Here is a 15,175-nt window from a genome sequence, read left to right on the forward strand (position 1 = left end):
AGACAGTGCCGGACGGCGGCGGTGGTGCCGGGAAGCTCGGTGTCGGTCTGGTGGTCTGGTTGCGCGGTGGTGTTGGGGGCGGTTCCGGTGGCGCCTCGATCGCGTGACAGTGCCGGACGGCGGCGGTGGTGCCGGGAAGCTCGGTGTCGGTCTGGTGGTCTGGTTGCGCGGTGGTGTTGGGGGCGGTTCCGGTGGCGCCTCGATCGCGCGACAGTGCCGGACGGCGGCGGTGGTGCCGGGAAGCTCGGTGTCGGTCTGGTGGTCTGGTTGCGCGGTGGTGTTGGGGGCGGTTCCGGTGGCGCCTCGATCGCGCGACAGTGCCGGACGGCGGCGGTGATGCCGGGAAGCTCGGTGCCTGTCCGGTGGTCTGGTCGCGCGGTGGTGCTGGGGCGGATCCGGGGGTGCCTCGATCGCGACGGCACCGAACCGCGGCGCCGGTGTGGGCGGGCGACCAAGCCCGCGACGGCCCTGGACCGCCGGGCCCCACCCACGTACTCTCGCGCCGTGACCGGGTCGTTCTGGTGGGACCTGCTGATCGGCGTCACCGCCGCCCTGCTGCTCGCCTGGGCCGCCCTCCTCGTCGCGCTCGTGCTCGTCCGGCCGCGCGGTGGGTTGCTCCGGGAAGCGCTGCGGCTGCTGCCGGACGTGCTGCGGCTGGTCCGCCGGCTGGCCGCGGACAAGACGCTCCCGCGCGGTGTCCGGATCCGGCTCGGGCTGCTGCTGGCCTACCTCGCGCTGCCGATCGACCTCGTGCCGGACTTCATCCCGGTGCTCGGGTACGCCGACGACGCGATCCTCGTCAGCGCCGTCCTGCGCTCGGTGGTGCGCCGCGCCGGGCTCGGTGCCGTGCGCGCTCACTGGCCCGGGACCGATGACGGGTTCGCCGCCCTCACACGGTTGACGGGGATCCGGCCATTGCCTTGACGTGGGCGTCAACGTCTAGCTTCTCGAGGGTGAAGTTCGGGATCAGTTACAGCACCCCCTTTTTCGGCGCCGACCCGCAAGTGATCGCCGGGTTCGCGCGGGACGCGGAGGAGTGCGGGTTCGAGTCGTTGTACCTGCCGGAGCACGTCGCGCTGTATCCGGGTGCGAAGATCGGGCCGATGGCGTTGCCGCCGTCCCTGCCGTACGCGGATCCGTTGGAGTGCCTGAGTTTCGTCGCCGCCGTCACCAGCCGCATCCTGCTGGGCACCGGTGTCCTGTTGCTGCCGTACCACCACCCGGTGGTGCTGGCCAAGCGGCTGGCGACGGTCGACGTGCTGTCCGGCGGCCGCATGCGGCTGCTCACGGTCGGAATCGGTGCCCTGCCGGGTGAGGCGCGGGCCGCCGGCGTCGACTTCGCCACCCGCGGGCGCCGGGCGGACGAGGCCATCGACGTCCTGCGGCTGCTGTGGGCGGGCGGCGAAGAGGGAGTCTCCTTCGACGGCGAGTTCTTCCGGTTCGAGGACGTCTGCAGCTTCCCGAAGCCGGTGGGCGGCCGCGAGCTGCCGATCCACGTCGGCGGTTCGAGCGCGGCCGCGGCCCGGCGGGCGGGCCGGCGCGGCGACGGGTACTTCCCCGGCGGGGCGCTCACCGCGGACGAGCGCCGCCGGCAGCTCGACCTCGCCAGGACGACGGCGAGCGAGGCAGGCCGTGACCCGGACAGCCTCCAGTACACGCGTTGGGGGAGCCTCGACATGTCCACAGAGGACGTCGAAGCACTGGCCGGGCAAGGGGTGACGCGCCTGGTCGTCACGCCGGTCGCGGCCGAGCCCGCGAAAAGGCGTGACGAGATGGCCGCGTTCGCCGACCGGTTCGGCCTCAGCTGACGTCGTCCACCAGCGACTCGATGCCCGGCGGCAGGCTCGCCCGCCGGGCCGGGTCGGCCACGAACCCGGCGATCGCCGACCGCAGCGCGCGCACCGCCCGGGTCGGCTCCACGTCCGCGCGGTGGGCCAGCTGCACTACCCGCGTCATCCCCGCCTCGGGGGTGAACCGGGTCCTCCGGAACCGGTCGCCCGCCACCGTGCTCGGGACCACCGCCGCGCCCACACCCGCGCGCACCAGCTCCAGCACCGCGTCCATCTCGCCGCCCTCGATCGCGAACGACGGTTCGAACCCGGCGGCGCGGCAGGCGTTGACCGTCGCTTCCCGGACGTCGTAGCCGCGGCGGAACATCACCAGCGGGACGCCGGCGAGGTCGCCGATGCCGAGGCGGTCGCCCGCGACCGGGGCGGGCGCGGCGTCCGGGGCCGAGATCACCACCAGCTCCTCGAGCAGCAGCGGCGTCGCCGCCAGACCGGCCTCGGCCGTCGTCCGGGCGCCCGCCAGCAGCGCCAGGTCCAGCGCGCCCTCGGTGAGCCGCTGCCGCAGGTCGCCCGACCGGCTTTCGTGCAGCTCCAGCTGGATGCCCGGGTAGCGGCGGCGGAACGCCGCGAGCATCGCGGGCAGCAGGCCCGTGCACAGGCTCGGCGGCGCACCCAGCCGGACGCGGCCGCGATCGAGCTCGTCGAGTTCCCGGATGGCCAGCCGGGCGGTTTCGGTGTCGGCCAGGATCCGCCGCGCGATCGGCAGCAGCGTTTCGCCGGCTTCGGTGAGGGAGACGTTGCCGCGGATCCGGTGGAACAGCGGCGCGCCCAGGTCGTGTTCGAGCGCGCGGATCTGCTGGGACAGCGACGGCTGGGCCACCCGCACCTGCTCGGCGGCCCGGGTGAAGTGCCGGTGCTCGGCGACGGCGACGAAGTAGGCGAGCTGCTGGAACTGCATACCCGATGATAGCTGTTGTCTATCGAGCACAGAGCCATCATGTCTTTGACCTCTGGTCGACGCGCTTCTACCGTCGATCGGGTGGTGAACACGCTCGCCCCGCACCGGCGCTCCGCCGTCCGGCGCTTCTGGGCCTCGACGATCGGCAAGAAAGCCGTCATGGCGGTGACCGGTGTGCTCCTGCTCGCCTTCGTGTTCGCGCACATGGTCGGCAACCTCAAGACGTTCCTGGGCGCCGCCGAGCTCAACCACTACGCCGGCTGGCTGCGCACGATCGGCGAACCGGTGCTGCGCCGCGAGTGGTTCCTCTGGCTCCAGCGCGCGGTGCTGCTCGCCGCGCTGGTCCTGCACGTCACGGCGGCGGTGCAGCTGGCCCGGCGCGACCGCCGCGCCCGGCCGGTCCGGTACGTCCACCGGCCACCGGCGCGCGCGACCTTCGCGGTGCGGACGATGCGCTGGGGCGGGGCGACGCTCGCGGTGTTCGTCGTCTGGCACATCCTCGACTTCACCGTCGGCACGGTGAACCGCGACTTCGTCCCCGGCGACGCCTACCACAACCTCGTCGCGGACTTCCGGGTCTGGTGGGTGAACCTGATCTACCTCGCCGCCCTGGCCATGCTCGGCCTGCACATCCACCACGGCTTCGCCAGTGCCGCGCGCACGCTGGGCCTCACCCGCCCGCGGCGGGAACGGGCGATCCGGATCTTCGGCAGCACGACAGCGGTCGTGATCGCGGGCGGTTACGCGCTCGTCCCGGTCGCGATCATGACGGGACTGGTGCACTGACATGGATCTCTACCGCGTGGGCGACCCGATCGCCGACACGAAGGCCCCCGCCGTCCCCCTCGAAAACCGTTGGGACGAGCGGAAGTTCGCCGCGAAGCTGGTGAACCCGGCGAACCGGCGCCGGCACCGGGTGATCGTCGTGGGCACCGGGCTGGCCGGCGGCTCGGCCGGCGCGACGCTGGCCGAGCAGGGGTATCACGTCGTGCAGTTCTGCTTCCAGGACTCGCCGCGGCGCGCGCACTCCGTCGCGGCCCAGGGCGGGATCAACGCCGCGAAGAACTACCGCAACGACGGCGATTCGGTGTACCGGCTCTTCCACGACACGGTCAAGGGCGGCGACTTCCGGGCCCGCGAGTCCAATGTGTACCGGCTGGCCCAGGTGTCGGCGCAGATCATCGACCAGGCCGTGGCGCAAGGGGTGCCGTTCGCGCGGGAGTACGGCGGCCTGCTGGACACCCGGTCCTTCGGCGGCGTGCAGGTGCAGCGGACGTTCTACGCGCGCGGCCAGACGGGCCAGCAGCTGCTGATCGGCGCGTACCAGGCGCTGTCCCGGCAGATCGACGCCGGCAACGTCGAGCTGCACGCGCGCACCGAGATGCTCGACCTGGTCGTTGCCGACGGGCGCGCCCGCGGCATCGTCGCGCGCGACCTGGTCACCGGGGAAATCACCACCCACCTGGCGGACGCCGTCGTGCTCGCGACCGGCGGCTACGGCAACGTCTTCTCCCTCTCGACGAACGCGAAGGGCTCCAACGCGACGGCGATCTGGCGGGCGCACAAACGCGGCGCCTACTTCGCGAACCCGTGCTTCACCCAGATCCACCCGACGTGCATCCCGCGGTCGGGCGAACACCAGTCGAAGCTGACGCTGATGAGCGAGTCGCTGCGCAACGACGGCCGCATCTGGGTCCCGAAGCAGCCGGGCGACACCCGGCCGCCGGGGGAGATCCCCGAGGACGAGCGCGACTACTACCTCGAGCGCCTCTATCCGAGCTTCGGCAACCTCGTGCCCCGGGACATCGCTTCGCGGGCGGCGAAGAACGTGTGCGACGCCGGGTTCGGCGTCGGTCCCGGCGGTCTCGGCGTCTACCTCGACTTCGCCGACGCGATCGCGCGCCTCGGCCGGCCGGCGATCGAAGCCCGCTACGGCAACCTCTTCGACATGTACCAGCGCATCACCGCGGAAGACCCGTACGCGGCCCCGATGCGGATCTACCCGGCCATCCACTACACGATGGGCGGCCTCTGGGTGGACTACGACCTGCAGAGCACCGTCCCCGGGCTGTTCGTGATCGGCGAGGCGAACTTCTCCGACCACGGCGCCAACCGGCTCGGCGCGTCGGCGCTCATGCAGGGGCTCGCCGACGGCTACTTCGTGCTGCCCGCGACGGTCAACGACTACCTCGGCGGCACGCGGCTCGGCGACGTTCCCGCCTCCGCGGTCCGTGACGCCGAGACCGAAGTGCGCGCCCGGATTTCGCGGCTGCTGGCCGTCCGGGGGACGCGGTCGGCCGACTCGTTCCACCGCGAGCTGGGACTGCTGATGTGGGACCACTGCGGGATGTCCCGCACCCGCGAAGGCCTGCGCAAGGCCCTGGACCGGGTGCCGGAGCTGCGGGCGGAGTTCTGGCGAGACGTCCGCGTTCCCGGCGGCGGCGCGGAGTTCAACCAGGAGCTGGAAAAGGCGAACCGGATCGCCGACTTCCTGGAGCTGGCCGAGCTCATGCTCGTCGACGCGCTCGCGCGCGAAGAGTCGTGCGGCGGGCACTTCCGCGAAGAGCACCAGACCGCCGGAGGGGAAGCCCTGCGGGACGACGAGAACTTCGCTTTCGTCGCCGCGTGGGAATACGGCGCCGAGCCGGTGCTGCACCGCGAAGACCTGGTTTTCGAGCACGTCCACCCGACCCAGCGGAGCTACACATGAAACTCACCGTCCGCGTCTGGCGGCAGGCCGGGCCGGCCGCCGAAGGCCGCCTGGTCGCCTACCCGGTCGACGGCATCAGCCCGGACATGTCGTTCCTGGAAATGCTGGACGTGCTGAACCAGCGGCTGATCGAAGCCGGCGACGAACCGGTGGCGTTCGACCACGACTGCCGCGAGGGCATCTGCGGCTCGTGCGGCGTGGTGATCAACGGCCAGGCGCACGGCCCCGAGCGCACGACGTCGTGCCAGCTGCACATGCGCTCCTTCGCCGACGGCGACGTGATCGACGTGGAACCGTGGCGGGCCCGGGGCTTCCCGGTCGTCAAGGACCTGGTCGTCGACCGCTCGGCGCTCGACCGGATCGTCCAGGCCGGCGGGTACGTCAGCGCCCCGACGGGCAGCGCCCCGGACGCCCACGCCACCCCCGTCCCCAAGCCGGACGCGGACCTGGCCTTCGACAACGCGACCTGCATCGGCTGCGGCGCCTGCGTGGCGGCGTGCCCGAACGGCTCGGCAACGCTGTTCACCGCGGCGAAGGTGACCCACCTGAGCCTGCTGCCGCAGGGCGCCCCCGAACGCGCGAGCCGGGTGCTCGACATGGTGGACGCGATGGACGCCGAGGGCTTCGGCGGCTGCACGAACACCGGCGAGTGCGTGGCGTCCTGCCCGAAGGGCATCCCGTTCACGAGCATCGCGACCCTCAACCGCGAGTACCTCGCCGCCACCCGCTCCGGCCGCCGCTAGGCTTCCGTGACGGTACCGACGCAGGGAGCTTTCGTGGACGAGCAGGCGCCGAGCGGGTTTCCGTTCGCCGACCGGGTCGCCGAAGTGTTCGATGGGGAGAAGTTCGCGGGGCACCTGCTCGTCACGGTGCCCGAGCTCGTCTCGTCCAGCCCGTTCACGTACGTGGACATGGATTTCGCTCGGCCGGACCCCGGAGAACCGGACGGCGTGCGGTACGAGGACCGCGCGGACCCCGGGACGGAAAGCGCGCTGCAGGAACTCGAATCGGCCGAGCTCGAGTGGTACGGCGAGAAGTTCACCTTGCGCTGGCTCGCTCCCGAGCAGGCTGCTCGGGTGCGGGAGCAGTTGTTCCCCTGAGCCGGTCGCCGGCCGGGGCCGTCAGAACCCCGGCAGCAGGGCACCGAACCGGCGCCGCCCGCGCGCGGTGATCCGCAGCTCACGATCCTCCGGGCCGCGCCGGACCAGGCCGTCGGCCAGGAACGCCTCCAGGACCTCATGGCCCAGGACCCCGCCGAGGTGGGGGACGCGGTGGGTCCGGTCGAGGCACGCCGTCGCCGGGCGGCGGCGGCCCGGGGCCACCTCCGCCGGGGAGACGCCGAGGTCCCCGAACGCCGAGAGGTCGTCGCCGAGGGCGACTTCGGGGGCCGAACCGTCCGGAGGCCGCAGCGCTCCCCGGGAGACGAGCAGGGCGAACACCGCCACGCCGAGACGTCCCGCCGCGTGGTCGTAGCACGTGTGCGCGATGTCCGCGCCCGACTCGGCGCGGTCCGGCGGGGTGATGCCCTCGTTGCCGGCGTAGCGCGCGAGGGCGGTGAGCACGCCCAGCAGGTCCTCGCGGCCGACGCGGTAGAGCGCGTGCCGTCCGGTGTGTTCGACCGTCACGAGCCCGGCGGCCCGCAGCCGGGCCAGGTGGTTGCCCAGCCGTGGTGCGGTGACGCCGAGGGCGTCGGCCAGCTGCACCATCGTGTGCGGGCCTTCCGCGGCCAGCACCTGCAGGGCCGTGAGCCGCACCGGGTCGGCCAGTTCGCGCGTCAGCTCGACGATCGCGCCCTGGACGGCGTTGCCCGGATCGACCAGTCCGCCCATCACCGTTCCCTTCCGATGCGCGCGAGCTTAACACGCTTCACGAGATCATGAATGATGATTGCGCGGCCGCGCGGACCGTGGTTACCATTCACGCCTCCGTGAAGGGTGGGTGCATGGCTGGACTGCGAAGCCTCCTGTGGGGCCGCGGGGTTTCCGCGCTCGGCGATGGCCTCTGGTTCACGATCTGGGCGCTGTACCTCACCCGGATCGCCGGGCTCCCGGCGGTCACGGTCGGCGCCGGGCTGGCCGTGGCGAGCGCGGTGGGCATGGCCGCCGCGGTGCCGCTGGGCGCCTTCGCGGACCGGGTGGGCGCGCGGCCGGTGCTGGTCGTGCTCACCCTGGTGCGGGCCGCCGCCATGGCCGGTTACCTCGCGGTGGACGGCACCTGGTCGTTCCTGGCCGTGACGGTGCCGTTCACCGCCTTGGCCACCGGCGGGACGGCGGTGCGGACGGCGCTCATCACGGCGCTGGTGACCGAGCCCGCCGAGCGGGTGCGCGTGCTGGCGCGGCAGCGGGTGGCCCAGCACGTCGGGTACGCCGCCGGTGCCGGCCTCGGCGCCCTGGTGCTGACCGCCGACGCCCGGTGGGCCTACACCCTGGCCATCGCCGGGAACGCCGTCAGCTTCCTGGTGCTCGCCGGCGCGACCCTGCTGGTGCCCGCTCCGGCCCCGGGAAAGCCGACCCCGGGAAAGCCGTCCCGGGTGGTGCTGAAGGACCGGCCGTACCTGTGCCTCACCGCGGCCACGGCCGTGCTTTCGCTGTGCTGGGCCATGTTGTCGGCCGGGTTGCCGCTTTGGCTGTCCGGCTGGACGCACCTGCCACTGGGCCTGGGGGGCGTGGTGGTCGTGATCAGCTCGGTGGGCATCGCCGTGTTCCAGGTGCCGTTCTCGCGGTTCGCGCGCACGGCGGGCCAGGCCGCGCGCACGGCGGTGGTGTCCGGCGTGGTGCTCGCGGCGAGCTGTGTGCTGCTCGCCACCACGTCCGGGGGCGCGGGGGCCGGCGCGATCGCGGTGGTGGGGCTGGCGGCGGTGCTGCACGTCGTCGGGGAGCTGGCGTACGTGGCCGCCGGCTGGGGGCTTTCGGTGCGGCTGATGCGCGAAGACGCCAAGGGGGCCTACCAAGGCGCGACCGAAGCGGCCACGGCCACCGTGCAGATGGTGGGGCCCGGCGTGTTCACCCTCGCCGTCGGCGGTCTCGGCGGCCCGGGATGGCTGCTGATCGCGGTGGTGTTCCTCGCGGCCGTCGCGCCGGTGCCGGCGTTGACCCGCTGGGCGGTCCGGACGCGGCAGCCCGTGCCGGCCGGGTGAGCGACGCACGTCACCCTCCGCGGCCGGAACACCAGCGGGGCCGCGACGTTGTACAGAGTGTCGGTACGGCGGTGTCCCCGGGCCTCACCCCTTGCCTTCACGGAATACCGGTCACGCAGGAGCCGTGTTGTGCCTTTCGCCGCGAGGCGACCCCCGTACCGACCCTGAACTCCCGTCTCCGCTCGCAGGTCGACCCCCCTCGGACCTCCGCTGAGCGGAGGCGGGCCTAAGCCCCGTCCTCCCGGGACTTTCCCCGCTCCCACAACACCAGGACGGCGGTCACCAGCGCGTAGCCGAACAGGAAGTCCTCGACCGGGATGTCCCACGGGAACCGCCAGCCGGTGATGCCGCCGGGGGCGTACCGGACGACCGGCGCCGACAGCTTCGTCAGCCACCCGTCCACGGGGACCTGGAAGGCCACGACGATCGCCATGGTGACCCAGTACGCCGGCCGCCGGAACAGCCCGGTGCGCACCACCAGCAGCTCCGCCGCGACGACGACGAGCACCGCGGCGACGGCCGGAACCGTGTAGCCCCAAGGCATCACCGGCGCACCCGCCGCAGCAGCCGCCCGGTCAAGCCGACCCCTTCGTAGGTCAGCACGCCGCACACCGGGATCACCGCGAAGAAGAGGACTTCCTCGAGCGGGACCCCGAACGGGGTGCGCAGCCCGGTGACGAACGCCGGATCGAAGTGCCAGACGCCGGCGGCGATGGCCAGCGCGTCCCAGACGAGGAACACCGCCGCCACCGGCAGCACCGCGCGCACCAGCCGGCCCGGCCTGCGGTACACCCGCGCGCCGGCCAGCTCGATCGGCAGCGTCACCAGCACGCAGACGCCGAGGACGATCAGGTATTCCGCGCGGCCCACGTCAGCTCCCCGTCCGGTTCCGGCGCCACGACGCGGCGCTCCCGGCGGCGAACGATGCCGGCACCCGGTGGAAACCGGCGTCGAACAGCGGCCGGCCGTATTCTTTCCCAGTCCTTCTGCGAGCCATACGGCAGTTTACGGTGGCGGTGCGGACGAGCCGCCGCGGTCGGCCCTCCCGGACCGGGTTCACGGTTGCGCTACGACCCGCTCACCACCTTGCGCGGACCTTCCGTGCGGAGCACCATCGATCGGGCCATTCGCGGAATGCGCGGTGTTCACCGCCGAGCCGAATACGGCGGCGGATCGAGCAGGTTTCCCATCCGGCGCGGCACGACCGCGTATCACCTCCTGCCCGCGCGGCTCTGCAAGGCGAGGAGGAACCACGATGAATGCGTTCCGATCGACCCGCCGCGCCCTGTTCGTGGCGGCCACCGTCCTGGCGTTCGGGGTGTCCGGCTGCTCGACGTCGTCGGATCCCGGCGTGCCGAGCTCCGCCCCGGAGTCGTCCCCGGCCGCCGAAACTTCGGGCGGGGGCTCTCCGAGCGTGGAGCCATCCGGGCCGGAAGCCCCGAGGCCCAGCGGCAACGGCGAACCCGCGCTCGCGCTCGCCCAGCTGCCGATCGGCGGGAGCAGCGACGAAAAAGCCGCCGGGAACCAGTGCGCGACCGCCAGCTGGAACCGGCCGGAGCTGCTCCCGGACAACGGCGTCACGGTCGCCAAGATCGAAATCACGCCGCCGAAGGGTTTCAGCGCGGCCGGGGGCTGCGGAGGTCCTGCCTGCGGCTCGTTCACCTTCCGGCGGGACGCCGTCAGCTGCACCGTCCAGGTGAACGGGCTCGGCAAGGACGACGCGGAGCTGACGCTCAAGGGCAAGTTCACCTGCCCGCCCGGGCAGGGAAGCTCGTGCGGGGGACACATTTCCCTGCACGGGATCACCGGATCGGACTCGTCGGTGCCCAAATCCTCCGCGCCCAAATCCTCCGTGACCAAATCCTCGTCGAGCCCCAGTGGATGAGCCGGTGGCCGGGGAAAGCACGGCACCCGGCCGGATCGAGCGGCTCGTCGACGCGGGCAAATCGGTGATCCCGCCGTTGACGTTGCTCAGCGCGCTGCTGTTCTACTTCGGCTACGTCTCCGCCCGGGCGAAGTACGAATACTTCGGTGTCGACGTCGACACGATCGGGCTCGGCACGCAGGACTACGTCATGCGCAGCCCGGAGCCCCTGCTCACCCCGCTGCTCGTGTTCACCGCGGCCGGCCTGGGCGCGGTCGCGGTCCACGCCGCGGTCCGGCAGCGGATCCGGACGGCGGCGCGGATGCGCCGGCTGGGCCGTGGCGTGCAGGCGGCCGGCCTGAGCGCGCTGATCGGCGGGTTGCTGCTGCTGGTGGGCTACGTCTTCCTGCGGGACTGGCCGCTGTACGGGCTGGTGACCCCGCTGCTGATCGCGGTGGGGGGCGTCCTCTACCAGTACGGCACGGCCATCCGGCTGCCGGCGCGAACCCCGGGCGACGCGCCGCCCGCGGGCTCGTTCCACCGGAGTTTCGTCGTCCTCGTCTACCTGGTGATCGCCGTCAGCGTGTTCTGGATGACGGCCACCGTGGCGCAGTGGTCCGGCCGCGGGCTCGCGATGTACCAGGCAAGCCGCCTGGACAAGCTGCCCAGCGTCATCCTCGACACGAAGGAGAGCCTGTTCCTGCGCAGCCCGGGCGTCCAGGAAACGAAGCTGCCCCTCTCCGACGGGCAGACCTTCCACTACCGGTACCGGCACCTGCGGTTGCTGATCCACGGCAAGGACCGGATGTTCCTCGTGCCGGACCAGTGGTCGGCGAGCAACTCGACGATCATCGTCCCGCTGGACGGCTCGGTGCGGGTCCAGTTCCAGTTCGAGAACCGCCGGCCCTGATCCCGGCGGGTCACCGCCGCACGGCCGCCATCAGCGGGTGCCAGCGCGTCGCGTCGAAGATCAGGGTGATGGCCTCGATCTTCCCGTCGCGCAGCCGGAAGTGCTCGGCCGTGTGCTGGGTGCCGACCGGGGTGGCGGTGTGCACGTCGTAGACGAGCGTGGCCTCCGTCTCGCCGTAGAGCTCGCTGATCAGGTCGACCCCGGTGACGATCCCGACGAATCCCGCCAGCCCGTCGAGGTGGCCGCGGGCGTCGGCGGAGGCGATCAGCGGGCTGCGGAAGGTGAACGTGCCGGCCAGCTGCGCGGCCGCGGCGGTCACGTCGCCGGCGAAGCGGGCGCGGTGGTAGGCCTGCACGGTTTCTCTGGTCTGTGCGGTCATCGGTCCTCCAGGTGGCGGGCGAGGTGGTGCTGGTTTTCGGCCAGCCGCAGGCACAGGTGCCGCAGCTGGGCCGTCTCGGCGGCGGTGAACCCCCGGAAGAGCGCGGCCATGGCCAGCTGCGACGGCCGCCGGAACTCCGCCAGCCACGTCCGGCCGTCCGCGGTGATCCGGACGAGCACCGACCGCCGGTCGCGGGGGTCGGGCACGCGCTCGGCGAGCCCGGCGCGTTCCAGGGTGTCGACCAGGCCAGTCACGTTCCGGGAGCTCACCCCCGCGGAGGCGGCGAGGTCCTTGATGTTCGCTTCGCCGGTGCCGAGCCGGATCAGGATGTCGAGGGCGCCCGGGCTGAGGCCGCGGCTGTCGGTGCCCTGTGAGCGCAGCGCCTCGAGGCTCCGCGCGGCGGTGCGGACGGCGGCCGCGGCTTCGAGCGCGCCGGTGTCTTCACCGAGGGTGAACCCGGCCAGTGCGCTGCGGGCGTCGGGGGAGTAGAGCCGGTCGTCCTCGTCCCGGGGGAAGTTGAGTACGTCGTTCATAGTGAAGTACTACATTAGTACGTGCTTCCGTATCTTTGTCAACATCTCTGTCCGGGGCCTGTCCGCTCGCGGGCGTTAACCAGGGTTTCGCCCGGCGTTAGCCTCGCTCCCGGGACAGGTTCGCTCTTCGCCGCCCATACTGACCCGGCTCGCCACCACGACACCCCCGGAGTCCCCATGACGGACGTCAACCGACGACGTTTTCTGCAGCTGGCCGGCGGTACCGCCGCCCTTTCCGCGCTGTCCACCAGCATCGCCCGCGCGGCGGAGATCCCCGCGCACCACCGCACCGGGACGCTGCGGGACGTCGAGCACGTCGTGGTGCTGATGCAGGAGAACCGGTCGTTCGACCACTACTTCGGCTCGCTGCGCGGGGTCCGCGGCTTCGGCGACCCGCGGCCGGCGACCCTGGTCAGCGGGAAATCCGTCTGGGCGCAGTCGGACGGCAAGCGCGACATCCTGCCCTTCCGCCCCGAAGCGGACAACCTGGGCCTGCAGTTCATCCAGGACCTCCCGCACGGCTGGAAGGACACGCACGCGGCGTGGAACGGGGGCCGCTACGACAAGTGGGTGCCCGCGAAGGGCTCGACCACGATGGCGTACCTGACGCGCGAGGACATCCCGTTCCACTACGCCCTCGCCGACTCGTTCACCATCTGCGACGCCTACCACTGCTCGTTCATGGGCTCGACCGACCCGAACCGCTACTACATGTGGACCGGGTACACGGGCAACGACGGCAAGGGCGGCGGACCGGTCCTCGGCAACGACGAAAAGGGCTACTCCTGGACGACCTACCCCGAGCGCCTGGAGCAGGCCGGCGTGTCGTGGAAGATCTACCAGGACATCGGCGACGGCCTCGACGCCGCCGGCGGCTGGGGCTGGATCGACGACGCCTACCGCGGCAACTACGGCGACAACTCGCTGCTGTACTTCGACTCCTACCGCAACGCCAAGCCCGGCGACGCCCTGTACGAGAAGGCCCGCACCGGCACGAACGCCAAGGCGGGCGAGGGCTACTTCGACCGGCTGCGCGCGGACGTCAAGGCCGGGACGCTGCCGCAGGTTTCGTGGATCACCGCGCCCGAGGCGTTCTGCGAGCACCCGAACTGGCCGGTGAACTACGGCGCCTGGTACATCGCGCAGGTCCTCGACGCGCTCACGGCGAACCCGGAGGTGTGGAGCAAGACCGCGCTGTTCATCACCTACGACGAGAACGACGGCTTCTTCGACCACGTCGTCCCGCCGTACGCGACCGCCGGTCAGTCCACTGTGGACACGACCCGCGAGATCTTCGCCGGCTCGGCGTCGAACCCGGCCGGGCCGTACGGGCTCGGCCAGCGCGTGCCGATGCTCGTGGTGTCGCCGTGGAGCAAGGGCGGCTACGTGTGCTCGGAGACGTTCGACCACACCTCGATCATCCGGTTCGTGGAACGGCGCTTCGGCGTGCACGAGCCGAACATTTCGGCCTGGCGCCGGTCGGTGTGCGGCGACCTGACCTCCGCGTTCGACTTCGCCCGGACCGACGCGCGGGTGCCGGCCCTGCCGGACACCGCGGGCTACCTCCCGCCGGACCGCGAGCGGCACCCGGACTACGTGCCCGCCGTCCCGGCGAAAACGGTGCTGCCGAAGCAGGAGCCGGGGCTGCGGCCGGCGCGGGCGCTGCCGTACGACCTGGCGGTCGATGCCCAGGTCGGGGCGGCGGTGAACCTGTCGTTCGTCAACCAGGGCCTGGCGGGCGCGACGTTCCACGTCACCTCGCCCGGGGGTGAGCCGCGGACCTACACCGCGGGCGCGGGGTGCTCGCTCGCCGCCGCGCTGCCCGTCGCCGGGGGCTACGACTACACCGCCCACGGGCCGAACGGCTTCGTCCGGCAGTTCCGCGGCGGCTTGGCGGGACCCGAGGTGAGCGCGCGCCCGGAGGGGCGCAGCGGGAACCTGGCGCTGGTCCTGACCAACAGCGGTCCGGCCCCGGTGCGGCTCACGCTGACCGACGCGTACGGCCGCCGCTCGACGTCGCGGGTCCTGCGGCCGGGCGCGCGGGTGGTCGAGGTGGTGGACACGCGGCGCAGCGGCAACTGGTACGACGTCTCGATCACCTCGGACCGCGATCCGCGGTTCCTGCGCCGCCTGGCGGGGCACGTCGAGAACGGGCGGCCGAGCACGAGCGACCCGAACACGCTCACGAACTAGTGTCGCGCGTCGCAGGTTGTTTGACGTCCGGGAAGAGCGCCCCAATGTGGCCTTCGGTGCGTTGAACGCACCGAAGGCCGCCTTGGGTGCGTTGAACGCAACCAAGGCCACATTGGGGCGCTCGGGGACCGGGCTGCTGTCACTGAACTTCGGACGCGCGACACTAGGCCCTATCGGGGGTCTTTGTCACCCGGCCGTGGTGGCGTCCGTTTGCGAGGCCTGGTTCGTGGTGGGAGCGTCGGGGAACCGACTGTTTTCCCACCACGGAACCAGGAGTGCGGATGACCACCACCGAAATGCCGGCCGTGCACGAGTGCACGGTCAGCGGCTGTTCCTACAACCACGACGGCTGCCACGCCTTCGCCATCACGGTCGGCGGCGGCAACGGATCGGCGGACTGCGGAACATTCGTCCCACTGAACACCAAGGGCGGCTTGGACCGGGTAGTGGCCCAGGTGGGCGCGTGTTCCCGGACGGACTGCCGGCACAACTCGTCGCTGGAGTGCACGGCGGACAGCATCCGCGTCGGCCCGGGCGACAGCGCCCACGCGGCCAACTGCCTGACGTATACGACGAGGTAGCGCCAGCCGGTCCCGGCGAGCGCTCTGCCGCAGCGGTGGGGGGGGGTGTTTGGGGTGGTTTTAAAGCAGAAAAAAAAAAAAAAACCGCCGGGGGGGGGGGAGGGGGGGGGCCGCGAGAGGGGCC

General features: G+C 72.0%; 17 protein-coding genes. 11 read left to right on the forward strand and 6 right to left on the reverse strand.

The window, feature by feature from the left end; genetic code table 11:
• Positions 1–504: 504 nt before the first annotated feature.
• Positions 505–924: a YkvA family protein gene (locus AB0M30_RS36130; protein WP_364593511.1), complete on the forward strand. Its 420-nt coding sequence runs from the start codon at positions 505–507 to the stop codon at positions 922–924.
• A 29-nt stretch (positions 925–953) separates the two neighbouring features.
• The gene (locus tag AB0M30_RS36135) at positions 954–1,808 is read left to right on the forward strand and encodes a TIGR03619 family F420-dependent LLM class oxidoreductase (protein ID WP_364593514.1); all 855 of its coding nucleotides are present in this window, start codon (positions 954–956) and stop codon (positions 1,806–1,808) included.
• Here AB0M30_RS36135 and AB0M30_RS36140 read toward each other — a convergent pair.
• Positions 1,801–2,745 carry a LysR substrate-binding domain-containing protein gene (locus AB0M30_RS36140; protein WP_364593517.1) on the reverse strand — a complete coding sequence of 315 codons (945 nt, stop codon included), beginning with the start codon at positions 2,743–2,745 and terminating at the stop codon, positions 1,801–1,803. The genes AB0M30_RS36135 and AB0M30_RS36140 overlap by 8 nt on opposite strands.
• An 81-nt stretch (positions 2,746–2,826) precedes the next feature.
• On the opposite strand from AB0M30_RS36140, the gene AB0M30_RS36145 reads away from it, so the two are divergent.
• The 4 genes from AB0M30_RS36145 to AB0M30_RS36160 are packed head-to-tail and all read left to right on the forward strand — an operon-like array spanning position 2,827 to position 6,555.
• Positions 2,827–3,531, forward strand: coding sequence for a succinate dehydrogenase cytochrome b subunit (locus tag AB0M30_RS36145; protein WP_364593520.1), 705 nt, complete (start codon positions 2,827–2,829; stop codon positions 3,529–3,531).
• 1 nt (position 3,532) lies between these two features.
• Complete coding sequence (locus AB0M30_RS36150) at positions 3,533–5,455, forward strand: fumarate reductase/succinate dehydrogenase flavoprotein subunit (protein WP_364593522.1); 1,923 nt, start codon at positions 3,533–3,535, stop codon at positions 5,453–5,455.
• Entirely contained in the window at positions 5,452–6,198 is a 747-nt protein-coding gene (locus tag AB0M30_RS36155; protein ID WP_360183239.1) for a succinate dehydrogenase/fumarate reductase iron-sulfur subunit, read from the forward strand. The genes AB0M30_RS36150 and AB0M30_RS36155 overlap by 4 nt, the downstream gene beginning before the upstream one ends.
• Positions 6,199–6,231: 33 nt before the next feature.
• Positions 6,232–6,555, forward strand: coding sequence for a hypothetical protein (locus AB0M30_RS36160; RefSeq protein ID WP_364593525.1), 324 nt, complete (start codon positions 6,232–6,234; stop codon positions 6,553–6,555).
• A 21-nt stretch (positions 6,556–6,576) separates the two neighbouring features.
• On the opposite strand, the gene AB0M30_RS36165 is transcribed toward AB0M30_RS36160, so the two are convergent.
• Positions 6,577–7,284 (reverse strand): helix-turn-helix transcriptional regulator, encoded by a 708-nt coding sequence (locus tag AB0M30_RS36165; protein ID WP_364593528.1) that lies wholly within the window; start codon positions 7,282–7,284, stop codon positions 6,577–6,579.
• Between the two features lie 113 nt (positions 7,285–7,397).
• On the opposite strand from AB0M30_RS36165, the gene AB0M30_RS36170 reads away from it, so the two are divergent.
• Positions 7,398–8,591 (forward strand): MFS transporter, encoded by a 1,194-nt coding sequence (locus AB0M30_RS36170; protein ID WP_364593531.1) that lies wholly within the window; start codon positions 7,398–7,400, stop codon positions 8,589–8,591.
• A gap of 226 nt (positions 8,592–8,817) precedes the next feature.
• Here AB0M30_RS36170 and AB0M30_RS36175 read toward each other — a convergent pair whose 3' ends face one another.
• Complete coding sequence (locus AB0M30_RS36175; RefSeq protein ID WP_364593534.1) at positions 8,818–9,138, reverse strand: lycopene cyclase domain-containing protein; 321 nt, start codon at positions 9,136–9,138, stop codon at positions 8,818–8,820.
• Entirely contained in the window at positions 9,135–9,461 is a 327-nt protein-coding gene (locus AB0M30_RS36180) for a lycopene cyclase domain-containing protein (protein WP_364593537.1), read from the reverse strand. The genes AB0M30_RS36175 and AB0M30_RS36180 overlap by 4 nt, the downstream gene beginning before the upstream one ends.
• Positions 9,462–9,846: 385 nt before the next feature.
• On the opposite strand from AB0M30_RS36180, the gene AB0M30_RS36185 reads away from it, so the two are divergent.
• Positions 9,847–10,476, forward strand: a complete 630-nt coding sequence (locus tag AB0M30_RS36185) for a hypothetical protein (RefSeq protein ID WP_364593540.1) — start codon at positions 9,847–9,849, stop codon at positions 10,474–10,476.
• Complete coding sequence (locus AB0M30_RS36190) at positions 10,469–11,365, forward strand: hypothetical protein (protein ID WP_364593542.1); 897 nt, start codon at positions 10,469–10,471, stop codon at positions 11,363–11,365. Before AB0M30_RS36185 ends, AB0M30_RS36190 begins: the two co-directional genes overlap by 8 nt.
• Before the next feature lie 10 nt (positions 11,366–11,375).
• Here the strand turns inward: AB0M30_RS36190 and AB0M30_RS36195 are convergent, their stop codons facing one another.
• On the reverse strand, positions 11,376–11,744 hold the full coding sequence (locus AB0M30_RS36195) for a hypothetical protein (RefSeq protein ID WP_364593545.1): 369 nt from the start codon (positions 11,742–11,744) through the stop codon (positions 11,376–11,378).
• Positions 11,741–12,277, reverse strand: coding sequence for a MarR family transcriptional regulator (locus AB0M30_RS36200; RefSeq protein WP_364593548.1), 537 nt, complete (start codon positions 12,275–12,277; stop codon positions 11,741–11,743). The genes AB0M30_RS36195 and AB0M30_RS36200 overlap by 4 nt, the downstream gene beginning before the upstream one ends.
• Positions 12,278–12,454: 177 nt before the next feature.
• Between AB0M30_RS36200 and AB0M30_RS36205 the strand changes: the two genes are divergently transcribed.
• Entirely contained in the window at positions 12,455–14,470 is a 2,016-nt protein-coding gene (locus AB0M30_RS36205; protein WP_364593551.1) for a phosphocholine-specific phospholipase C, read from the forward strand.
• A 281-nt stretch (positions 14,471–14,751) separates the two neighbouring features.
• Positions 14,752–15,051, forward strand: a complete 300-nt coding sequence (locus AB0M30_RS36210) for a DUF1540 domain-containing protein (protein ID WP_103342084.1) — start codon at positions 14,752–14,754, stop codon at positions 15,049–15,051.
• The last annotated feature ends 124 nt before the right edge of the window (positions 15,052–15,175 follow it).

This window comes from Amycolatopsis sp. NPDC051716, from assembly GCF_040681595.1.
GTDB lineage: Bacteria > Actinomycetota > Actinomycetes > Mycobacteriales > Pseudonocardiaceae > Amycolatopsis.